A 17,263-nucleotide genomic window follows, 5' to 3' on the forward strand; every position below is an offset into this window, starting at 1 on the left:
TCCAGTTACCACTACCATCAGCTGTGACCGAGGTATTCACGCCGCCAATATTAACATTAACCGTAGCACCCGCTTCGGCGCCTGCACCGTTGATCACCACAGCATTGTCTTCTGCTGCGTTTACCACGTCATCGCCGGCAACCGGGGTACTAATTGTCACAGCTGTTGGCGAAGTGTTGTCTAAGGTGATCGTGGTAGTAGCGGCGACAGAGGTATTGCCTGCGCTATCAGTTTGCGTTGCCGATACCGTTAATGTGCCATTATTTAATGCACTGATATCTAATTCATTCCCACTGAGTGTCCAGTTGCCACTGCCATCTGCGGTCGTTGCGGCATTCACTCCGTCAATACTTATATTAACCGCGGCATTCGCTTCAGCCCCGGCCCCCGTAATCAGTACAGTGTCGTCTTCACTCGCATTAACAATATCGTCGCCTTCAATGGGGGTATTAATTGTTAAACTAACTGGGGCACTTTTATCTAATAACAAAGTCAGGCTACTGTTGTTCAAGCTATTGTTTGCTGGATCTGTAGCGATAAAAGTAACTGCTATTGCGCTACCTTCTTGCATATTACCATTACTATTAAGTGCTGCGGTGGTAATGCTATAAGTACCATCACTATTATCGGTTAATGATGAAGAACTACTAAAGTCGCTATCTAGCACAGTTAGATCTGCAGTGACAATTAACCCCGCCTCCCCTAAATTTAAATTAAAGGTAATGGTCTCACCCGCTTTATAAGTGCCATCGCCAGTTTGTACCACTGATGTATATACGGGAGCTGTGGTATCAATCGTAAATGCTGGGATACTTAATACACTACTGGTATTATTCGCCGCATCAGTAACCGTCACGCTACAGTTATTGTAAGTGCCATCGACAAGTGCACTGTTATTGTCTGTTTGAGTTAACGTAACCGTATTATTTCCTAGCGACGCGGTTGTTGAGCTAGATAAACCACAATTTCCTGCAACACTAATTGTGCCAGCTTCATTACTAGAAAATATAAAGTTCGGAGTGCTATCGTTAGTTGGTGTAGTCACTGCAGTGACTAAGGCGAGTACAGGAGCGGTATTATCATCGTCATCTAAAATAGTCAGTGTTTGTTGCTGTATACCACTTTCGCTCGCGCTGCCGCCTGAAACGGAGCTCAGATCAATGACAATCGTTTCTGTTCCTTCCTCGATAGCATCATCAATACTTGTTATAGCTGTAGTTGTATTTATATCTCCTGCCAATATAGTCATACTACTAACAGGTGTATTATAGTCACTTCCTGAAGTTGCTGTTCCTGAATACCCCAAATTAACGGTTACATTTTCATATGTCGGCACACTCAATGTTGCCGAAAGCGTACTAGAACCGCTATTTTCAGTAAGGTTAGTATCACTCAAGCCAAGAGACACCACAGGGGCTGACTCCGCATCAATGATTGTCACTGTCGCCGCAGAGCCCGTTATAGTACCAGTGCTCGCAGAGCTAAGAGTCACCGCAAAGCTTTCGTTTATAGCTGCATCATAAAATGTGTCAGGCTTACCTGTAGCAGTCACACTACCACTTGTGCTTCCGGCATTTATCGTTACTGACGCACTATCAACTGTATAATCCAGATCGCTACCACTATTATTAGTGTCGTTAAATGCAAGCGCCGCAGTAATCGCAACAGGCCATTGATTATTCAAACTATTACTAAGTGATACCGAAATTACCTCAGTATCACCGTCTTCTCCTAGGTTACCATCTGCTGTCGATACACTCACATTGGGTAAGTTAGCGTAAATAGCATCATTTGCCTGTACAATTGCATTGTTATAGATACTACTGGTATTACCCGAAGAATCACTCAAAGTAATCCTAACAGGCACGTTTGAGCCGGCAGCAATATCTTGTCCACCATCTGTAATAGTGAACTGGGCGGTATAGGTCGAGTTATTCGTTTTACTTAAATTGGTTACCGGATACCCGGCAATAGTGCCTGAAATTCCACCACTGCCTGTTGTATAATTGTCGCTATCATTACTGACAGAAATTGTTGCAGTAACTGTATCACCTACTTTAGCGCTACTATTTGCAATACTTACATTACTTATGGCTGGGGCAGTTGTATCAACACCGGTTCCTTGTAAAGCGATGTTATACGTTGATTCATCGCTATCATTACTAGTAATACGTAAATTACCGCTCACTGAGGCAAGCGACGTAGTTGCAAAAGCAACCACTACATTGCAAGAGGCACCGGCAACTAAGGTTACAGGAAAAGGACCACAACCATCATTTTGAACAGAAAAATGACTCGCTCCAGCTGTTATGGCTATATTAGAGATAGTTAGGTTGGCATTACCGGTATTTTTAACTAAAAACGTTTTTGTTATAGCAGAGCTACCATTAGCCTCAACATTACCAAAATTCTCACTGAGTGTAGTACTGCCATTTTCAAGTACATCAATTTCAGGCGCAGTTGCTGGGGTACCACAAAACCCGTAAGTGCCACCTTGTATATTACAGCTAAAGGTTCCGGTTACGTATGTAAGGCAATAGCCGTTTGGTAATTCGCAATAATCATCAACTGCAAATACTTTTCTTACCATTGTATCGCTGGCACTAATGTCACTATCACCTGACACTATGCTTGTTTCTGTAACCGAGGTATTTAATAAACCTTGCTCGCGCAAAAACGCCATAGTTTGTTGAACATCGTTATTATCTGCAGTACTCGCTGGAGCATTTTGTGTTGTTGTTTTATTGCTAGTGGCAAATGCATTAAATGGATTAACCTTATTACTTTGCTGTTTTATTTCATAAGGTTGAAATTTACTTTCCATATTATTAATACGTACACTACGGCGCGATGAAGCCACAGAAGCAAATGCACCACCGCTTAATAACACCGGCAATACGGCACTTAATATGGTTCTTTTTACTGGCACAACATTCATGTCATTGACTCCTGATAAAACTCAAACAAGTGGCTTGCTAGGCTATCTGAGCTTTGAATAATTTCTGGTACTAGGGTATTTGGCAGTACAGCAATATCGTAAAGCTGCTGCACATCGCCGTTAAATTCAATACTGGCGATGATTTCGCCATTTTTCACATCAATTAACCATACGCCACAACGACTATTTTCAGCCCCTAACTGCTCATCAAGTGGTATTTTATTGCGATGTTTACTCGCACGAATTCTACTTGTCGCAACAATTAATAAATCACCAAAAAAAATCATTCCACGGGTAAAACCGGGTAAAACACACAGCACTTTTGTTTCACCGTTACTCGGGTTGTATGATTGCACTTCGCCTCGTCCTGATTCACAGTAGTAAACCAAGCCTTGATAACACCTTGGCGAGTGCGGCATGATCAGCCCTGCTTTTAATATCTTATTCGTTTTTATATCAATCAAAGTGCCATCTAATTGATTGAATGTTCGCCAAGCATCTTTTTGATTAGCTTGGTTAAACGTTGTGACATAACGCGGCTCGCCCGCCAATAGAGCCATACCATTAAGATGACACCGATCTTCTGCCACCAGCTCTGATATAAACGGTGGTTGCCAGCAAGCAACAAAACTATAGTCTGAGTTCAATTTAGAGATACATGAAAAGGCCGAATTCACCACCCATAGCCCCTCATTTCCCCATGCAATATCATGGATATTAATCATTCCAGTAGTTAAAGCGGCACGTTGTGTAAATAGCGAATCAGCTTGTTTAATCGCATTGAGTTGTGCAGTCCGTTGCTGCAATTGCTCGATCATTTCTGGATTTTGCAGCTTCGCAGGCAATGTTTCTAAGCTATCTAAATAGCCCGATTTCACACTTTTTAGTGAAATGTCACTACGTTGAAAATTAATAACCTGATTTAATGTACCTATCGTTATACGGTTTTTATCAGCATAAATTCCCATCGGCCTAGGAAATGCGATTAAATTGGTATCTAATTTACCTTTAACTGTACGCAACAAAATAAGCCGCTGTGCTTGGTAACTCGTCACTGCTAGGGTGATCCCTAAAAGAGATAAAATAGAGGGCAAGTTACTTGTATAGTGACTTTTAAAATCAAATGATTGCTGGCTGCCGATCGATTCCCTATCATGTGTTTCCATGTTATACCTATAGATAAATACCAAACCACCAACAACCAACTCAAATTAAGTTTTGCTAACTGGCTGTTACAAAAGGATTATTCCAATACATATTAAGCTGCTGTAATGTCGGCTGCACATCACACGATAAAGCCTGTGCAAGCGATGCCGACACTAACGCTGCAGCTGAGGACGTACCACCAAATAAACGATAGCCATCACGGTCTGTAGTGACTACGCCAAACGGAGCGAATACATCAACGCACGGACCAAAGTTTGAAAAATTTGCCACCTTGCCCTGTGCCGTTTTGGCTCCTACAACAATCACCGAATCTAATTGTGTAAGGTGATTAGCTTCACATGCTGGTCGCGCTTCATTTCCTGCTGCAACAACAATGTAAGGTCGGTGCTGCATAGCAGCTAATTCATCAATCACAGTCACTGCCAAGTCCGACATAAATGGCATAACCCAACTACAGTTAATCACCTGCGCTTTCATAAGTTTGGCCACATTAAACGCAATGATCAGCGACGAGGTCCACGTAGTAACCTGACGAATAGCAATCAATTCACTATCAGGTGCCCCGCCTTCAACTGCGCTACCATCTTGTTTCGCCACAATAAGCCCCGCCACTAAATTGCCATGGTAGTCACGGCTACTGTGCGGTGTTGCTGCTAAAACTCTTGTTTCTACGTCGTAGGAAAATAAAACATTAAGATCACTAAACTCATGATGTGAAAAATCAAAACCATCATCAATAATCGCCACTCGCACTGCTTTAGGAGTCTTACATTGTCTAGCTATAGCTACCGGTGCTAACCGTTGAGGTATCGTTTGATTAAATGGATGACTGGCAGCGCTTTTTCCTTGTGGTGCAACATCTGGCTGTACTGCAATAATCTCAGTAATTGCTTGCAAGGTCGTTAATACTGCGGGCAGGGTATTAGGCTTTAAGGTTAACCAATAAATGTTGGCCTCGCGCAGCTGAGTCAATATTTGCAAGTTTAGAATATCTTTATGTAAACTTTTTATTTGCTCAGCTGACAATTTACTCTTAACAATTAGCCGTTGATTTAGAGAAAATAATTGCCCGTGTATATCACTCAATACTGTGTCTTTTAATTGCCCATACAACGCCACTCGCTCACCATTATTGGCAAACGTTAAAACGGCCTGGGGCTGCTGGCTCAATACTTTGTTATGCAAAAAAAGCACAGTAAGCAGCAAAAACACCTTCGCAATTATCACAGTATCCTCCGAGTAAAAGACGGCTCCTTTTCACTATAGGCTAATATAGGAATAAGCCATGTTTAATTTCTATTCAAATCACGCATAACAGTTTTCACTCATATCCACTTGTAAGTACTGCTGTAACAATTACCCACGCGAGGGATAAAGACCTGTTAGTGCAATACAAAAACGCATTGCTAGTAATGGCTGTCTATTTTCGTGGCCTTGGCTACCTCCTGTATTACCAAGACTATTACTGGCCATCGTAGTGGTGGTAGCTTGATTTTGTTCAGCGGTATAACGTATTACCCCTGTGCCTGCGCCTACATCAACGGCTAAATGATTATTAGCCGGACTACTACTATTACCCACCTCGGAATAGCCAAATAATGAATGTCTATGCTGAGGTAACTCAGTTTGATTTAGCGTTATCTGCTGTTCACCAGCTGATTCACCCACCATTCTCGTTGATAGACCAGGTCCATGACCAAAGTGCATAGGAGATCTACCTTGCAGATCAGGTAAATTAAACGAAGAGATACCATCGCCCCCATAAAGAGTGCCGATCAATGAAAATAGCGCTGTATTTTGATTAATAGCAATTGTTTGGCCGTCACAACCTGCCCAACCGCGAGGGTTAAAAGTACTCCCCCAGATACGAATTTCTGCAATAAATGGTTCTGCCATGTGCTCAACTCCTAACTTCTTGACGGGTAAATACCAGCAAGGCTGATAATAAAATTAATGCAGGTATAGGGCATCATGTTGGAGTGTGCTGCACTATGCCCTGAAACTTGAACCGTCTGTTCTGCGAGCATCTGAGGCGGCTGAGTAGGGTTACCAGAGTAATATATATTTTCGTTGCTCGGACTGGGAGCAAACACATTATTTTCTGGGCTTTGTGTTGTTCCAGGCTCTGTACTTGATAGCAACTGATGACTATGACTTGGTACATTCATCAACGTTAAAGTGACATTTTCTGTGCCATTTTTTTGCCCTAGTCGATAACGTGACAAACCATTTCCTTGGCCATATTTAACCGGTAATCGACCTCGCAGATCAGGGTATGCGAAGCTAGTACGACCATCGCCCCCATAAGTCGTACCCAGTAAAGAAAATAGCGCATCTTGTTGCGCAATAGCCACTAACTGCCCATTACAAAAAGCCCAGTTACGAGGAGCAAAACTTGCTCCGAACATTTTTACTTCACCAAGAAAAGGCTCTGCCATAATCAACCTCCATTAATTTCGACTAGGAAACACGCCAACCAATGCAATACAAAAGTTAATTGCTGCTGTTGGTTGAACATTCGTATGAGGCAGATTACCTCCGGTATTTAACACCATATTTTCAGCAAATGCGGTTAGATTTGTTGCTGCACCATAAATGTTAGGATCCCCTTTACCTGGTGCATCAACAGCTCTAGAAAATACTCTGTTAGTGAAAATTGGTGGATTAACGCCATCATCCGTAGTGGCTGTTAATAAATGACTGTGAGCGGGTATTTCTGCCGTTGTAAGCGTTACTTGTTCCACTCCCGCCGTCATGCCAGCATCATAGCCATTACCTATGCCAACAGGCACTCGGCTACGTAAATCTGGCAATTTAAAATTAGTTCGCCCATCACCGCCATACTGAGTATCAAGTAATGAAAACAAAGCTTGGTTTTGACTGATTGCTAACAATTGCCCATCACACCAAGCCCACCCTTTAGGTGCAAAATCAAAAGCGAAAGGCCTTATTTCAGACATAAATGGATCCGCCATTACATTCTCCTAATTTGCTATTTTTCTCGATACATGAATTTCATATTCGGTTGAACTATTGGGTGAAATCAACAACTCAACACTATCAAATGCGTCATGCTTAAGCGTGTAAGTACCTTGCATCAACGGACAGTCCTCAGAGCCTTTCATAACGACACAAAAAGCATCCCACTGATTACCATGCAAACTCGTGCGCTCAACAGCATCAATGGTCAGTTCCGTTCCCCCCTGTTCAGCACTGACTTTCGCCTTAGAACCAACGATGCCAAGCAAATTGTCGTAATTAAACTTTTCCATTACCTTTCCTTTTTACTACTTGCAATTGCATTACGGGTTTAAACTTTTTCATTTGCAAAACAGCGAAACTAAATTAGTAATTAACCACTAATTTCTTCATCACTGCGGGATACCAAATCATAAATTCGTAAGGTGCTGAAACCGACTCACTTACAAAACCAAGGCGTAAATAAAGCGCTTTAGCAACAACGTTACTTTGCTCAACAGTCAGTGTTAATGGAGTGCATGAATCAGCGGCTGCATGCTGAAATGACTGAATAATTGCCGCACCAAAACCATGTCCTCGCGCTTGGCTAATAAAACCAATATCAATAATACGCACTTCATTAACACCAAAATCTATGGTTACTTTGCCAATTGGGTGATGGTGTTTTTCAATAATGAAGTACATTGCATTAGGAAACTTTTCGCCATATCCCTCGGTTTGTGCTTTAAATTGCATATCAACAATCGATTCGATAAAGTCTTGATCCGCATTGATCTGCTGTAAATCCTGACGCACCTCAGAATGTAAACGCCGAATAAATGCAGCATCGCTAGGCTTGGATGGGCGAATATTTAATCCATCAGGAATAGAAAAATGACTCATCACTATGTCCTTTCTAAATTTCTAACAAAGAGACTGTAAACAACGAAGTAGCAAATAAAGTTATAAAAACGTTGAGTAACAAACTGAACTTAAGCTTTACACGCATTTAACAAAAAAAACATTACACAGCATTACACCACTGCGAGTTATGTTGCGATCCAACCAAAGCAGAGAAGCACCGTTGTTATTCACACAGTAACAACAGTGCTTTAAGGTACGCCATCGCGGACATATAAAACCTTACTGCTATTGCCAATGCCTCGTATCGCTCCCCCAACCGCCTGTAATGATGTGTAATAGAAAAGCCTGTCACTTCCCATATACTCCTTGACGAGTAAAGCATTTAGCTGCAACTCACAATCTATTCAAATAAACAATTTAAGGAGAAATTTATGGCTACATTTAAAGTGAATATCCCAGCAGGTCCTATTTGGGATCAAAAAGATGCTGAAGAAAAAGCCCCAGCCGTTGCCGCAGCACATCAAGGTAAATGGACAGGCCAATGGAATACAGTAGTAGAGAGTCAAATGAGCGTTGTTGAAGTTGAGCTTGAAGTGACAAACACTGGCAGTAACTCATTCAAAACCACAGTATTAGCTGGCCCACTTTGGAGCAATGATGAAGCTCAAAAAATAGGTAAAACAATCGCCGCTTCTTATGGTGCAGAATTTACCGGCGAGTGGAAAACCATCGTAAACGGCGTGATGAGCGTGATTGAAATAGAATATAAATTTTAATTAGTTAGAATTTATAAAGCGCTATGAAACCTAGGCTTATAGCGCTTTAACTGCCCTCAGATTAGAAGGCCTGCAACCCCTGCCATGCCAGTTGCAGCGCAAGTAAGGTTAAGACCGCACGGAAAATAGCTTTAAACTTAGCCACAGAAATCCGCTGTAATAACTGTAAACCAAGCCAAGTGCCAAGCGCGCCGCTGATGATCATTGAGGTAACTAAAGGCAACCACTGCCAAAACGAAAAGCCCACAAAGCCATACAAAATGGCTTTAAAAGTATGCTGTACACTCATACAAGCAGAAAAAGTAGCGGTATATTTTAACTTCTCGTAATTATTAACGTACAAACAGCTGCCTACCAACGGGCCACTGGCACCTACAAACATCGATAAAAATGTAGTGACAGCTCCCGCCATGTAACGCCATAATTTTGAGGTTTCACGTAGCTTTGGCGTCACGCCCCACAATAAATAAAGTACAAACCCCGCCACTACAATTTTCATCAATTCAAGTGGGATATGCGCCACAATCGACGACGCCGCAAGCACACCAATAATCCCACCGAGCGAAAAATACACAAACATACTTTTATCAAGGTGCTTAAAAGTCAACATAAAGCGATTAGCATTTGAACCCAGCTGCACTAACCCATGCACCGGAATTACAATATTCATAGGTAATAGCGACGCCATCACCACCAACAACATCAAGCCGCCACCAGCACCAAAAGCCGCCGAAACCATCGACGTAATGGCCGATAAAACAATAAGCCCAACCGCACTGAGCGGCGTTAATAGATCACCAGCTAAAAATTCCATGTAGCACAACTTTGCAATACAACAACATGCTAGCAAAGTTACCATGAGACAAAACAAGTTACGAGTACCTAAAGAGCTAACAGCTATCTCCATTTGAATACATAACCGCTTTAAAACAGACATAAAAAAACCCGCAAACTTGATTACTCAAATTTGCGGGTTTTTTAGGGTTTTTAAATCAACGAATTTAAAAACCGATATTGGTGGAGCTGGGGGAAGCCCAACCAACCAAATAACCCTATGTTATTAAAGAGATAACGATATTTTAAATTTCATACTATGGTACTGGCTGTGGTACTACCAATTCGCTGTCGGAAAGGGATATGAACCGCCGTCTGAAGCCCTTTAACCAAATGAAAAATAACAAATAATACTTTCAGCAGTTGTATATTATCGTGTATGTTCGAAGATTATAGATGCTGTTCCTATTCAAAGCAATATTTATGCTTTTTACAGCGATTTTAAACCGTGTATTTTTTCATAATGAGGTGTTTTTATGACAAGTGATCAACCAACTGCAAATGAAATTGAAAGTATTTATATTGATGGTCAACTCGTTCACCCTTTAGATATAGAAAATCCTGATGCCTTTTTTACAAATTTAGTGCGGGATGAACTTGAAAACTATTTAGTAAAGGAAATACAACAACTCGATAATTTAACAGCAGCAACAAACGTCTTTAATAAAATGGTTGATGAATTCATTAATTACGCTGTAACAACTTATCTTGGGCACGTAGAAACTGATTCAATAGTCGTTGTAAAAGAAGAAAGTACGATACTACAAGTTATTGAAGAGTATCGTGAAGCTGACGCAAAGCTAGGTGCAAATGAACTTAATCATAATAACTTAGACATTTTTGATTATGCGGGTGATTTACTTAGAGGGCTGGGAATTCCAAACTTGGGGTTGGCTATAAAAGCAAAGCGAATTGAAATTATGATTCGCGAGCAAACACAAATTCAACTTGAAAAAATAGGCGGGCTTAAACATTTAAATGATGAAGCTATTAAACGCGGCAGGCAAGGTGGTCAAAACAAAGCCCATAAACAAAAAGAGCTTGTATTTTTTGTTTTAAGGGAATACGAAAATAACTATATGAATTCAAAGCATAGCCAAGCGCGTGCTGCAAAAATGATAAAAGATAAATTAAACGAGCACATACAAAACACATCAACACTAAGGGCACAAAACCAGCCATTTAGCGAAACCTCTGAAGCCGTTTTAAAATGGATTTCTAACTTCAATAGTTACATGAAAAACCAAGTATGGCCGCCAAAAACCTCATCTGCGGTTAAAGAGTATTATGAGTCTAGGTAATAGGCCTTTGTATGGTTTTGGTATTAATGCCGCCTCCCTTTACTAAATTGCCAGTAATACGAAAGTTGCTCTGGATGAAAAAGGTACGGCTATAAAGCCGTACCCAATGTACCTCCGTTATTTTTTTGCCTTGGTAATTAGGATTATTCGGGTTTAACTGATTACCACGATTATCCTGCGCTTTTTGATACGCAGGGTTATTACCTGAAGTACCTTTATTACCGTTATTTTGATTAGCTTTGTGATTGTTGTTAGACATAAGAGTCTCCTTTGAAGGTTAAAAAAGTAAATTCGATTTTAGGAACTTCAGCGATTGCTAAAGCTCCTTCAATCGTCGAATATCCATTTTGAAACTTTTAAACGCTCTACAATCACTAGGGGTGCTTGGCACTGTTATTTTTATACCTGAAGGTGTGATTAGTCTTGGGTGCCTACCTTGTTTGATAGACCACCCTTTCTTCTTCAACAAGATACGCACCAGCATATTTATATCTTTGTTACTGCTATATTTTTTCATTAACAAAGTCCTAAAAAGCAACTTTGTTTATAGACGTATAATACTGCTTGCTAGCGCCAAAACGAAAATTACAGCCTTCAGTCATGTAACAGCTAATAGTTAGATCTTTAATGTTTTTCATGTGAACCTCCATTTATTGCTGACAAACACAGATTCACCTAGTGCAATGCACTAAAAAGCTTTATTTTAAAAATAATTACATTTTTTGAAAATAATCTAACAAATCATCAAATTCCTCAGCCTCTTTGTGCTGGATATGGACATGTTCAATAAGTTGTTTAACACCACTATTACTAGTCTTTAATTGGTTTGATAACGCCAAGGCACTGTTAATATAATTATTCAAATAAGCTCAAAATAAGTTATCAGTAGAGTTAGAGTAAGGAGTGCATGAAGCAAAATCAGGTTTTTACCTAACGCAAGCTGTGAAAGTATAGCAAAGGAGTTGAGAAGCCTGACATTGTAAAGATCCATCTCACTTGCCAAGTCATCAATAAATTGAACTGCGTTTTGATTACTAAGAGCAACTCCCATTAAAGAATTATTTCACCAAACTGCCCTTCAGCTAAATATTCTTTGAATAACTTTCTCAGTATTAACTTTGACAAGCTTATAAAGTACTAAAGAATTAGCTTTGTCTTTTAAGTATGGACTTTCTTTGGCAACATCAATTCCAAATAAGTAACGTATTGCATCGAGGATAGTTAAACCACTAGGCATTGCATGATGCTTCTTCAATTAACTCATTGAACATTATTTCTTTGAGGGTTTTTCTTGTAATCGATAATTTAGCTTCTGCTTTAGCTAATCCTAGCCACTTTCGAGTTCCACCTTGTTGTCTATTCGACTGATAGAAGTTAGGACAATTATGCTGTTGCTTTATATATTGTTTAAGAACGCCAATACAATAACCTGCTCTCATAGCTTCAGCCATTGATATATGAAATCAAAGTTTGCTCCCTTTGACCGAGTTTCAACAACATAGTGCAGAAGATAAAGACATCAGGACTGACATTTATTTCACAAGGCACGGTGAACAGGCTGTAGGCAACATGGAGGCAGAACTTACAGCCCTCCTCCATGAAAAGCTTTACTAATTCATCGTGTATAACAAATGAAGCATTATTGTGTAATAAGTGTTGATAGCCACTCAAGTTTTTAATACATTAAGTAATTCATCCCATTTAAGTGGGCGCGATAAATAGTAACCTTGTGCCCAATCACAGCCGTGTTCTCTTAAATATGTTAACTGAGCTTCTGTTTCAACACCCTCGGCAATTACACGAAGATCGTAGAGTTTGGCCAAGCTTTGAATTATCATCACCATTTTATTACGCGCCTCACGTTCTGAAAAGAGATCATTCACAAATGACCTATCGATTTTCAAGCAATCAGCTGGGTAGTGTATTAATTGGTTAAATGCTGTATAGCCAGTTCCGAAGTCATCTAATGCTATGGACACTCCAAGTTTATCTAAAGCCTTTAGGATCCTTAGGCAGGTAATGTCACCTGCAACGAATGCTGTTTCAGTTACTTCAAGCTCAACACTTTCAGGTTTAATTTTATGATAATCCAATAAATTTTTTACTTGTAAAGGAAAGGCTTCGTTATGCAGTTCTACACCTGAAATATTGATGCAGATCTTTCCTTTAAAATTGTGCTGATTTTGTAAAATACCTTGCGCTTGTAAGGCATTGTCGATGACCCATAAATCGATATCTTTGATCAAACCGGTTGCTTCTGCCACGGGAATAAATTGATCAGGCCCAACCCCTTTTAGTTCAGGACTTTGACACCTAAGCAGCACTTCAACAGCAACAATGCTGTTATCTTTGCAGTCAAATATTGGCATATACACTAAAGATAAATGCTTTTCATTCAGAGCTAGCCTTAGGCCCTTCTCAATCAACTGACGTTGTTGCAGCTTGTCAGCAATTTCTTGTGTAAAAAACCTAAAGCAATTACGACCGTTATTTTTAGCGTCATACATTGCAGCATCAGCGTGATGGAGTAAATCAAAGGGCTCAGTGGTAATATCTGGATACACAGCTATACCTATACTGGCATAGACCATGTGATCAAAATCATCAACTTTAAACCCCCCTTCAAAAATATTCAAGATACGTGTTGCAACGGTGCTAGCATCAAGCGGATCTTTGATGTTTGGCAATAGCACAACGAACTCATCGCCAGCTAATCTTGCTAGTATTTCTGCCTGTGGTTTGAGCAACTCATCAGAAGGGCGAATAGTTTCCCTAAGCTGCTCGCTGAATTTAAGTAATAGTCGGTCACCCGCTTCATGACCATACTGATCATTAACCTGCTTAAAATTATCTAGGTCGATATACAACAAACCTAAGCGTTGTTTATCTTTCTTTGCTCGGGTTAGCATACGCTCTAGGTTAAATTTAAAGCTCCAACGATTGGGGAGACCTGTGAGCATGTCGTAATAAGCCATCTGACGGATATCATCAGCATGCAGTTGCATAATCGTTTGGTATGCCTGCTCCTCTGAACGCAAGGCTGCGAGACAGATAGCATTCAGTGCCAACATTGTGAGCATAAAACGAATTGCTTCAGTGAGTGAGTAGCTAGTCATTAACAAGCTGGTCAGTGGTGTAAATAATAACAACATACTGGCAGCACTGAAAATACCAAACACACATACAGCAGGCCAAAAGCGGTTAATAAAGAGGTTGATGGCAACAATAGGGTAAATCCATAACATTCCAGTATTACTCTCACCGCCTGTGATTAATAAACACATTGATAAAACAAGCAGAATACCGCTCAGAACCCTCGCGGCTCGTTCGACATTGCCGCTTAGCTTTAATAGATAAAGGTTTACTACGCCCAGAATGGCATTGATTATTAATGTGGAACCTAAAAAGTAGGCACCGTTGATTAGGCTCAAACTCCCAAATGTAGTAAGAAAAATAACGCCCAATAATGTTAAAACCTGACAAAGCGTGTAGCGTCGACGGTGTCTTACTGCCAGCATTTCTTGCTGACCAACTTTCATTTCTCGTGCGTAAGTCATACTAAATATAATTCCTAAAAGCATATATCAAGCTAAAGTTATTCAGCTATTAGTTACTATCCCTATTTAAAAGTTGCCAGACTCAATATAAATAGAATAAAAGACATATCACATCTGTCAAATAAGCTCTCGTATTGACATGCAGCTTCTACAATAATGTAAGCCTACTTGACGGTAGTCGCTTGCTAAAATTGATGATTAACTTCAAATACTTTTAATATAATCAATTAGTTGCTCTATAGGTAAAGGCTTAGAGAAAAAATACCCTTGAATTCGAATACCTTCATGCTTCGCTAAGTAGTTGATTAATTTTTCATCTTCAACCCCCTCCACAACAACTATTTTACCCAAATCAAAACAAGCAGTTATTATAGTGTCTAATAACCGTCTTTCCTTTGAATCTACCTCAGCTCCTAAAGTAAATTCACGGTCAATCTTAATAATATTCGCTGGTTGATTAGCGAGCGAAGACAAACTTGAATACCCTGTGCCAAAGTCATCAATAGCAACGTTTACTCCTAATTCAATCAGGTCATGCAGAGTGTTTTCTATTATCGCTTTTTCCTGAAAAGAGGACTCAGTAACTTCGACTGTAAAGTTGTTGAATGAAATATTTTCTTGTGAAAGCAGTGAAATTAAGCTACTAGAAAAATCTTTCTTCACAATGTGTTTTGTTGAAAAATTAACAGCAACAATAATATTTTGTAACTGTGGATACTTTTTTATATCACTAATCACTTTGCTTAAGACTAGCTCACCAACTCGAACGACTTGCTCTGTCGTTTCTGCTACAGGAATAAACTTAGCAGGAGAAATCCATCCTCCTTTTTGTGGCCACCTTACTAGCGCTTCGACCCCAGTAATAGTTTGGTTATTCAAGCAATGGATGGGTTGGTAAAAGACCTCTAATTCATTATTTTGGATAGCTTTGTATAAATTATTTCTTATTTCAATAGTTTCTTTATATATATTCTCCATAGATTGCTGATAGAGCTCAACTTGATTACCGCCATGCTCTCTTGCTTTTTCTAAAGCTATATTTGCTTGCTGCAAATTATAATTAACGTCAAATGAGTCTGGTTTCTCGTAATATACTGCTCCACAACTAGCAGTTAAATTCAATTCAATATTTCCGAAATAATATGTTCTGGAAATCTCTCGTAAGATGTTGTTTAATTTCTCTTCTAATTCAGAAAGGTGTGTATTAGTAAAATACAAAATAAAACTATCTCCAGTCCCTTTAGCAACAATAATTGGATTGTCATCGCGTTTAGCTTGACTAGATATTCTCAGAGCAACGTCCTTTAAAAGCTTATCACTAGTTATGTGGCCGAGCGTATTGTAAGTGGCTTCAAAAAAATCTAATTTTAGAACAGCAGTTGAAAAACTATTGATAACTTTCATTGATTGTACGTTTGTGAATACTTGATATAAGGCCTCTAGCCGTAAAAGACCTGTAACCTCGTCATATTTAGCCCTAAGCTCTGCAAGCCTAGATGAATCAGCGATTAAAACGACGACAAAGACAAAAGCAAAAGTAAGCCAGAGAATAAGTTGATTTATAACTGTACTTCGATGGATGGTTTCATAATTGTTTATAAAACTAAATGTATTATGCTCAACTAGGTCCATTACAGACATTTTGGTAGTAATAAAATTATTATAGCCTGATTTAAGCTCTTCAAGACTCGTTCTTTTTTTATCTTTAAAATCAACAGAGAAATATATTTGAGGAGCAAGTTCAATGTAGGTGTCATACTTACTAAAATGCTTTAAGTAATCCTTTTCCAACAATAAGTTCATATCTAATAACGTTAACAAATAAAACTGACTGTTGTCGCTAAATTTGATAGGCGCTAAAAACATGAGAATGGGTACTTTTGAGTTCAAGGTTAATGAGTTCGCTGCAAACTGAATATCTCTTGAGCTCTGACTCATCCATGCTTTTATTGTCGGTTTTTCTAGCATCCCATTAGCGTGAAACGTTTTTGCAAAGTTGTTACCTGAAAAGAAATCAAACTCTTTGTTAACAACTAATACTCCCTTGATGACTTCATAGTCTTTTGTGTAACTTTTTGCGTCAATATTTACTAGTGTTTCGAAATTATCAAAGCTGAGGCCTTCAACCCTTTCTTTGATTCTAGCGATTGCCTTTTTTTGCGAGTTAAGGCTTTTATTTAACATAGATTCAATTAAGTAGACTCTTTCTCTTGCGTTAGTTTCCTCATTTTTAACTATATTTAGAGAGCCTTGATGCCAAATTGTTGTTCCAAAGAAAACAATAATAAACGCTATAAGTTTGATATTTTTGATGTCAACTAACTGTACATTTTTATAAAATATCTTAACTAGAAATGCTGAAAATATGATAAACAAGAAAATAGGTGCTAACGATAGAGTAAATGGGTTTCGCTCAACCCAGCCTAGATTCACATTCACATCCATATGGAACAAAAATGAAAATTGAATAAACAAAAAAAACACAAAACATAATAAAATTAGCGGGATACAAAACTTTTTTGATTTTATAGAGGAATCAACATTTTTCAAAAGAAGTAGGGCTAGAAAAACTAGAGCTGAAATGATTGCTGTCGTAGGAGTTATTACACTCATAAGTTCATATTTATAAAGCATGAACTCACTAAGGCCTAAAATGGAAATAACAAGACAAAAATAGGTTATTATACTATAGAGTACACTCGCTGCATTTCGTGTGACGTTGAATTGCATATAGTACCTTTAACATTTTTCTGATTTTTCATCATTCTAAAAGCATTAGATTATTTATGCAACATACGATTAATTTATTACCATATAGCAGCAGGAATATTCATCGTTTTAGGTTTGCCCGGTCTTATTTTGGATAAA

At 39.1% G+C, this 17,263-nt stretch carries 15 protein-coding genes; 2 read left to right on the forward strand and 13 right to left on the reverse strand.

Translation table 11 applies throughout. The annotated features are described in order from the left end of the window. From CWB85_RS10615 to CWB85_RS10650, 8 genes are all read right to left on the reverse strand, one after another. A partial coding sequence (locus CWB85_RS10615) for a beta strand repeat-containing protein (protein ID WP_138554858.1) occupies nucleotides 1-2,938 on the reverse strand: 2,938 nt, incomplete at its 3' end. Beyond that, a complete protein-coding gene (locus CWB85_RS10620) occupies nucleotides 2,935-4,104 on the reverse strand; it encodes a TIGR03032 family protein (RefSeq protein ID WP_138554859.1) in 1,170 nt (389 codons plus the stop codon). The genes CWB85_RS10620 and CWB85_RS10615, both read right to left, overlap by 4 nt. Before the next feature lie 55 nt (nucleotides 4,105-4,159). Further along, complete coding sequence (locus CWB85_RS10625) at nucleotides 4,160-5,332, reverse strand: S8 family peptidase (protein WP_138554860.1); 1,173 nt, start codon at nucleotides 5,330-5,332, stop codon at nucleotides 4,160-4,162. 129 nt (nucleotides 5,333-5,461) lie between these two features. Then, nucleotides 5,462-6,001 (reverse strand): phage tail protein, encoded by a 540-nt coding sequence (locus CWB85_RS10630; RefSeq protein WP_138554861.1) that lies wholly within the window; start codon nucleotides 5,999-6,001, stop codon nucleotides 5,462-5,464. A gap of 11 nt (nucleotides 6,002-6,012) precedes the next feature. Beyond that, on the reverse strand, nucleotides 6,013-6,543 hold the full coding sequence (locus tag CWB85_RS10635; protein WP_138554862.1) for a phage tail protein: 531 nt from the start codon (nucleotides 6,541-6,543) through the stop codon (nucleotides 6,013-6,015). Nucleotides 6,544-6,555: 12 nt separating this feature from the next. Next, nucleotides 6,556-7,080 (reverse strand): phage tail protein, encoded by a 525-nt coding sequence (locus CWB85_RS10640; protein WP_016708958.1) that lies wholly within the window; start codon nucleotides 7,078-7,080, stop codon nucleotides 6,556-6,558. A gap of 9 nt (nucleotides 7,081-7,089) precedes the next feature. After that, complete coding sequence (locus CWB85_RS10645) at nucleotides 7,090-7,377, reverse strand: DUF6916 family protein (protein WP_138554863.1); 288 nt, start codon at nucleotides 7,375-7,377, stop codon at nucleotides 7,090-7,092. A 73-nt stretch (nucleotides 7,378-7,450) separates the two neighbouring features. Next, nucleotides 7,451-7,966, reverse strand: a complete 516-nt coding sequence (locus CWB85_RS10650; RefSeq protein WP_138554864.1) for a GNAT family N-acetyltransferase — start codon at nucleotides 7,964-7,966, stop codon at nucleotides 7,451-7,453. A 392-nt stretch (nucleotides 7,967-8,358) separates the two neighbouring features. On the opposite strand from CWB85_RS10650, the gene CWB85_RS10655 reads away from it, so the two are divergent. After that, a complete protein-coding gene (locus tag CWB85_RS10655) occupies nucleotides 8,359-8,703 on the forward strand; it encodes a mannan-binding lectin (protein ID WP_016708955.1) in 345 nt (114 codons plus the stop codon). Nucleotides 8,704-8,764: 61 nt separating this feature from the next. On the opposite strand, the gene CWB85_RS10660 is transcribed toward CWB85_RS10655, so the two are convergent. Continuing rightward, the gene (locus tag CWB85_RS10660) at nucleotides 8,765-9,517 is read right to left on the reverse strand and encodes a sulfite exporter TauE/SafE family protein (RefSeq protein WP_138554865.1); all 753 of its coding nucleotides are present in this window, start codon (nucleotides 9,515-9,517) and stop codon (nucleotides 8,765-8,767) included. 496 nt (nucleotides 9,518-10,013) lie between these two features. On the opposite strand from CWB85_RS10660, the gene CWB85_RS10665 reads away from it, so the two are divergent. Next, nucleotides 10,014-10,838, forward strand: coding sequence for a hypothetical protein (locus tag CWB85_RS10665; RefSeq protein WP_138554866.1), 825 nt, complete (start codon nucleotides 10,014-10,016; stop codon nucleotides 10,836-10,838). Here CWB85_RS10665 and CWB85_RS22635 read toward each other — a convergent pair. From CWB85_RS22635 to CWB85_RS10690, 4 genes are all read right to left on the reverse strand, one after another. After that, nucleotides 10,831-11,097 carry a hypothetical protein gene (locus CWB85_RS22635; protein ID WP_212748235.1) on the reverse strand — a complete coding sequence of 89 codons (267 nt, stop codon included), beginning with the start codon at nucleotides 11,095-11,097 and terminating at the stop codon, nucleotides 10,831-10,833. The two genes, CWB85_RS10665 and CWB85_RS22635, sit on opposite strands and share 8 nt — an antisense overlap. 970 nt (nucleotides 11,098-12,067) lie before the next feature. Then, nucleotides 12,068-12,277 (reverse strand): hypothetical protein, encoded by a 210-nt coding sequence (locus CWB85_RS10680; RefSeq protein ID WP_138554868.1) that lies wholly within the window; start codon nucleotides 12,275-12,277, stop codon nucleotides 12,068-12,070. A gap of 228 nt (nucleotides 12,278-12,505) precedes the next feature. After that, nucleotides 12,506-14,395, reverse strand: a complete 1,890-nt coding sequence (locus tag CWB85_RS10685; RefSeq protein ID WP_138554869.1) for a putative bifunctional diguanylate cyclase/phosphodiesterase — start codon at nucleotides 14,393-14,395, stop codon at nucleotides 12,506-12,508. Between the two features lie 204 nt (nucleotides 14,396-14,599). Then, nucleotides 14,600-17,125, reverse strand: coding sequence for a putative bifunctional diguanylate cyclase/phosphodiesterase (locus tag CWB85_RS10690; protein ID WP_138554870.1), 2,526 nt, complete (start codon nucleotides 17,123-17,125; stop codon nucleotides 14,600-14,602). Between the last annotated feature and the right edge of the window lie 138 nt (nucleotides 17,126-17,263).

The organism is Pseudoalteromonas sp. S1727 (assembly GCF_005886375.1).
Taxonomy (GTDB): domain Bacteria; phylum Pseudomonadota; class Gammaproteobacteria; order Enterobacterales; family Alteromonadaceae; genus Pseudoalteromonas; species Pseudoalteromonas haloplanktis.

What these genes read in the sequence shown, in the direction of transcription:
- CWB85_RS10620 (WP_138554859.1), bottom strand. Translation starts at nt 4,104, where the DNA reads ATGGAAACACATGATAGGGAATCGATCGGCAGCCAGCAATCATTTGAT.
- CWB85_RS10630 (WP_138554861.1), bottom strand. Translation starts at nt 6,001, where the DNA reads ATGGCAGAACCATTTATTGCAGAAATTCGTATCTGGGGGAGTACTTTT.
- CWB85_RS10635 (WP_138554862.1), bottom strand. Translation starts at nt 6,543, where the DNA reads ATGGCAGAGCCTTTTCTTGGTGAAGTAAAAATGTTCGGAGCAAGTTTT.
- CWB85_RS10640 (WP_016708958.1), bottom strand. Translation starts at nt 7,080, where the DNA reads ATGGCGGATCCATTTATGTCTGAAATAAGGCCTTTCGCTTTTGATTTT.
- CWB85_RS10645 (WP_138554863.1), bottom strand. Translation starts at nt 7,377, where the DNA reads ATGGAAAAGTTTAATTACGACAATTTGCTTGGCATCGTTGGTTCTAAG.
- CWB85_RS10650 (WP_138554864.1), bottom strand. Translation starts at nt 7,966, where the DNA reads ATGAGTCATTTTTCTATTCCTGATGGATTAAATATTCGCCCATCCAAG.
- CWB85_RS10655 (WP_016708955.1), top strand. Translation starts at nt 8,359, where the DNA reads ATGGCTACATTTAAAGTGAATATCCCAGCAGGTCCTATTTGGGATCAA.
- CWB85_RS10660 (WP_138554865.1), bottom strand. Translation starts at nt 9,517, where the DNA reads ATGGAATTTTTAGCTGGTGATCTATTAACGCCGCTCAGTGCGGTTGGG.
- CWB85_RS10665 (WP_138554866.1), top strand. Translation starts at nt 10,014, where the DNA reads ATGACAAGTGATCAACCAACTGCAAATGAAATTGAAAGTATTTATATT.
- CWB85_RS22635 (WP_212748235.1), bottom strand. Translation starts at nt 11,097, where the DNA reads ATGTCTAACAACAATCACAAAGCTAATCAAAATAACGGTAATAAAGGT.
- CWB85_RS10680 (WP_138554868.1), bottom strand. Translation starts at nt 12,277, where the DNA reads ATGAGAGCAGGTTATTGTATTGGCGTTCTTAAACAATATATAAAGCAA.
- CWB85_RS10685 (WP_138554869.1), bottom strand. Translation starts at nt 14,395, where the DNA reads ATGACTTACGCACGAGAAATGAAAGTTGGTCAGCAAGAAATGCTGGCA.
- CWB85_RS10690 (WP_138554870.1), bottom strand. Translation starts at nt 17,125, where the DNA reads ATGCAATTCAACGTCACACGAAATGCAGCGAGTGTACTCTATAGTATA.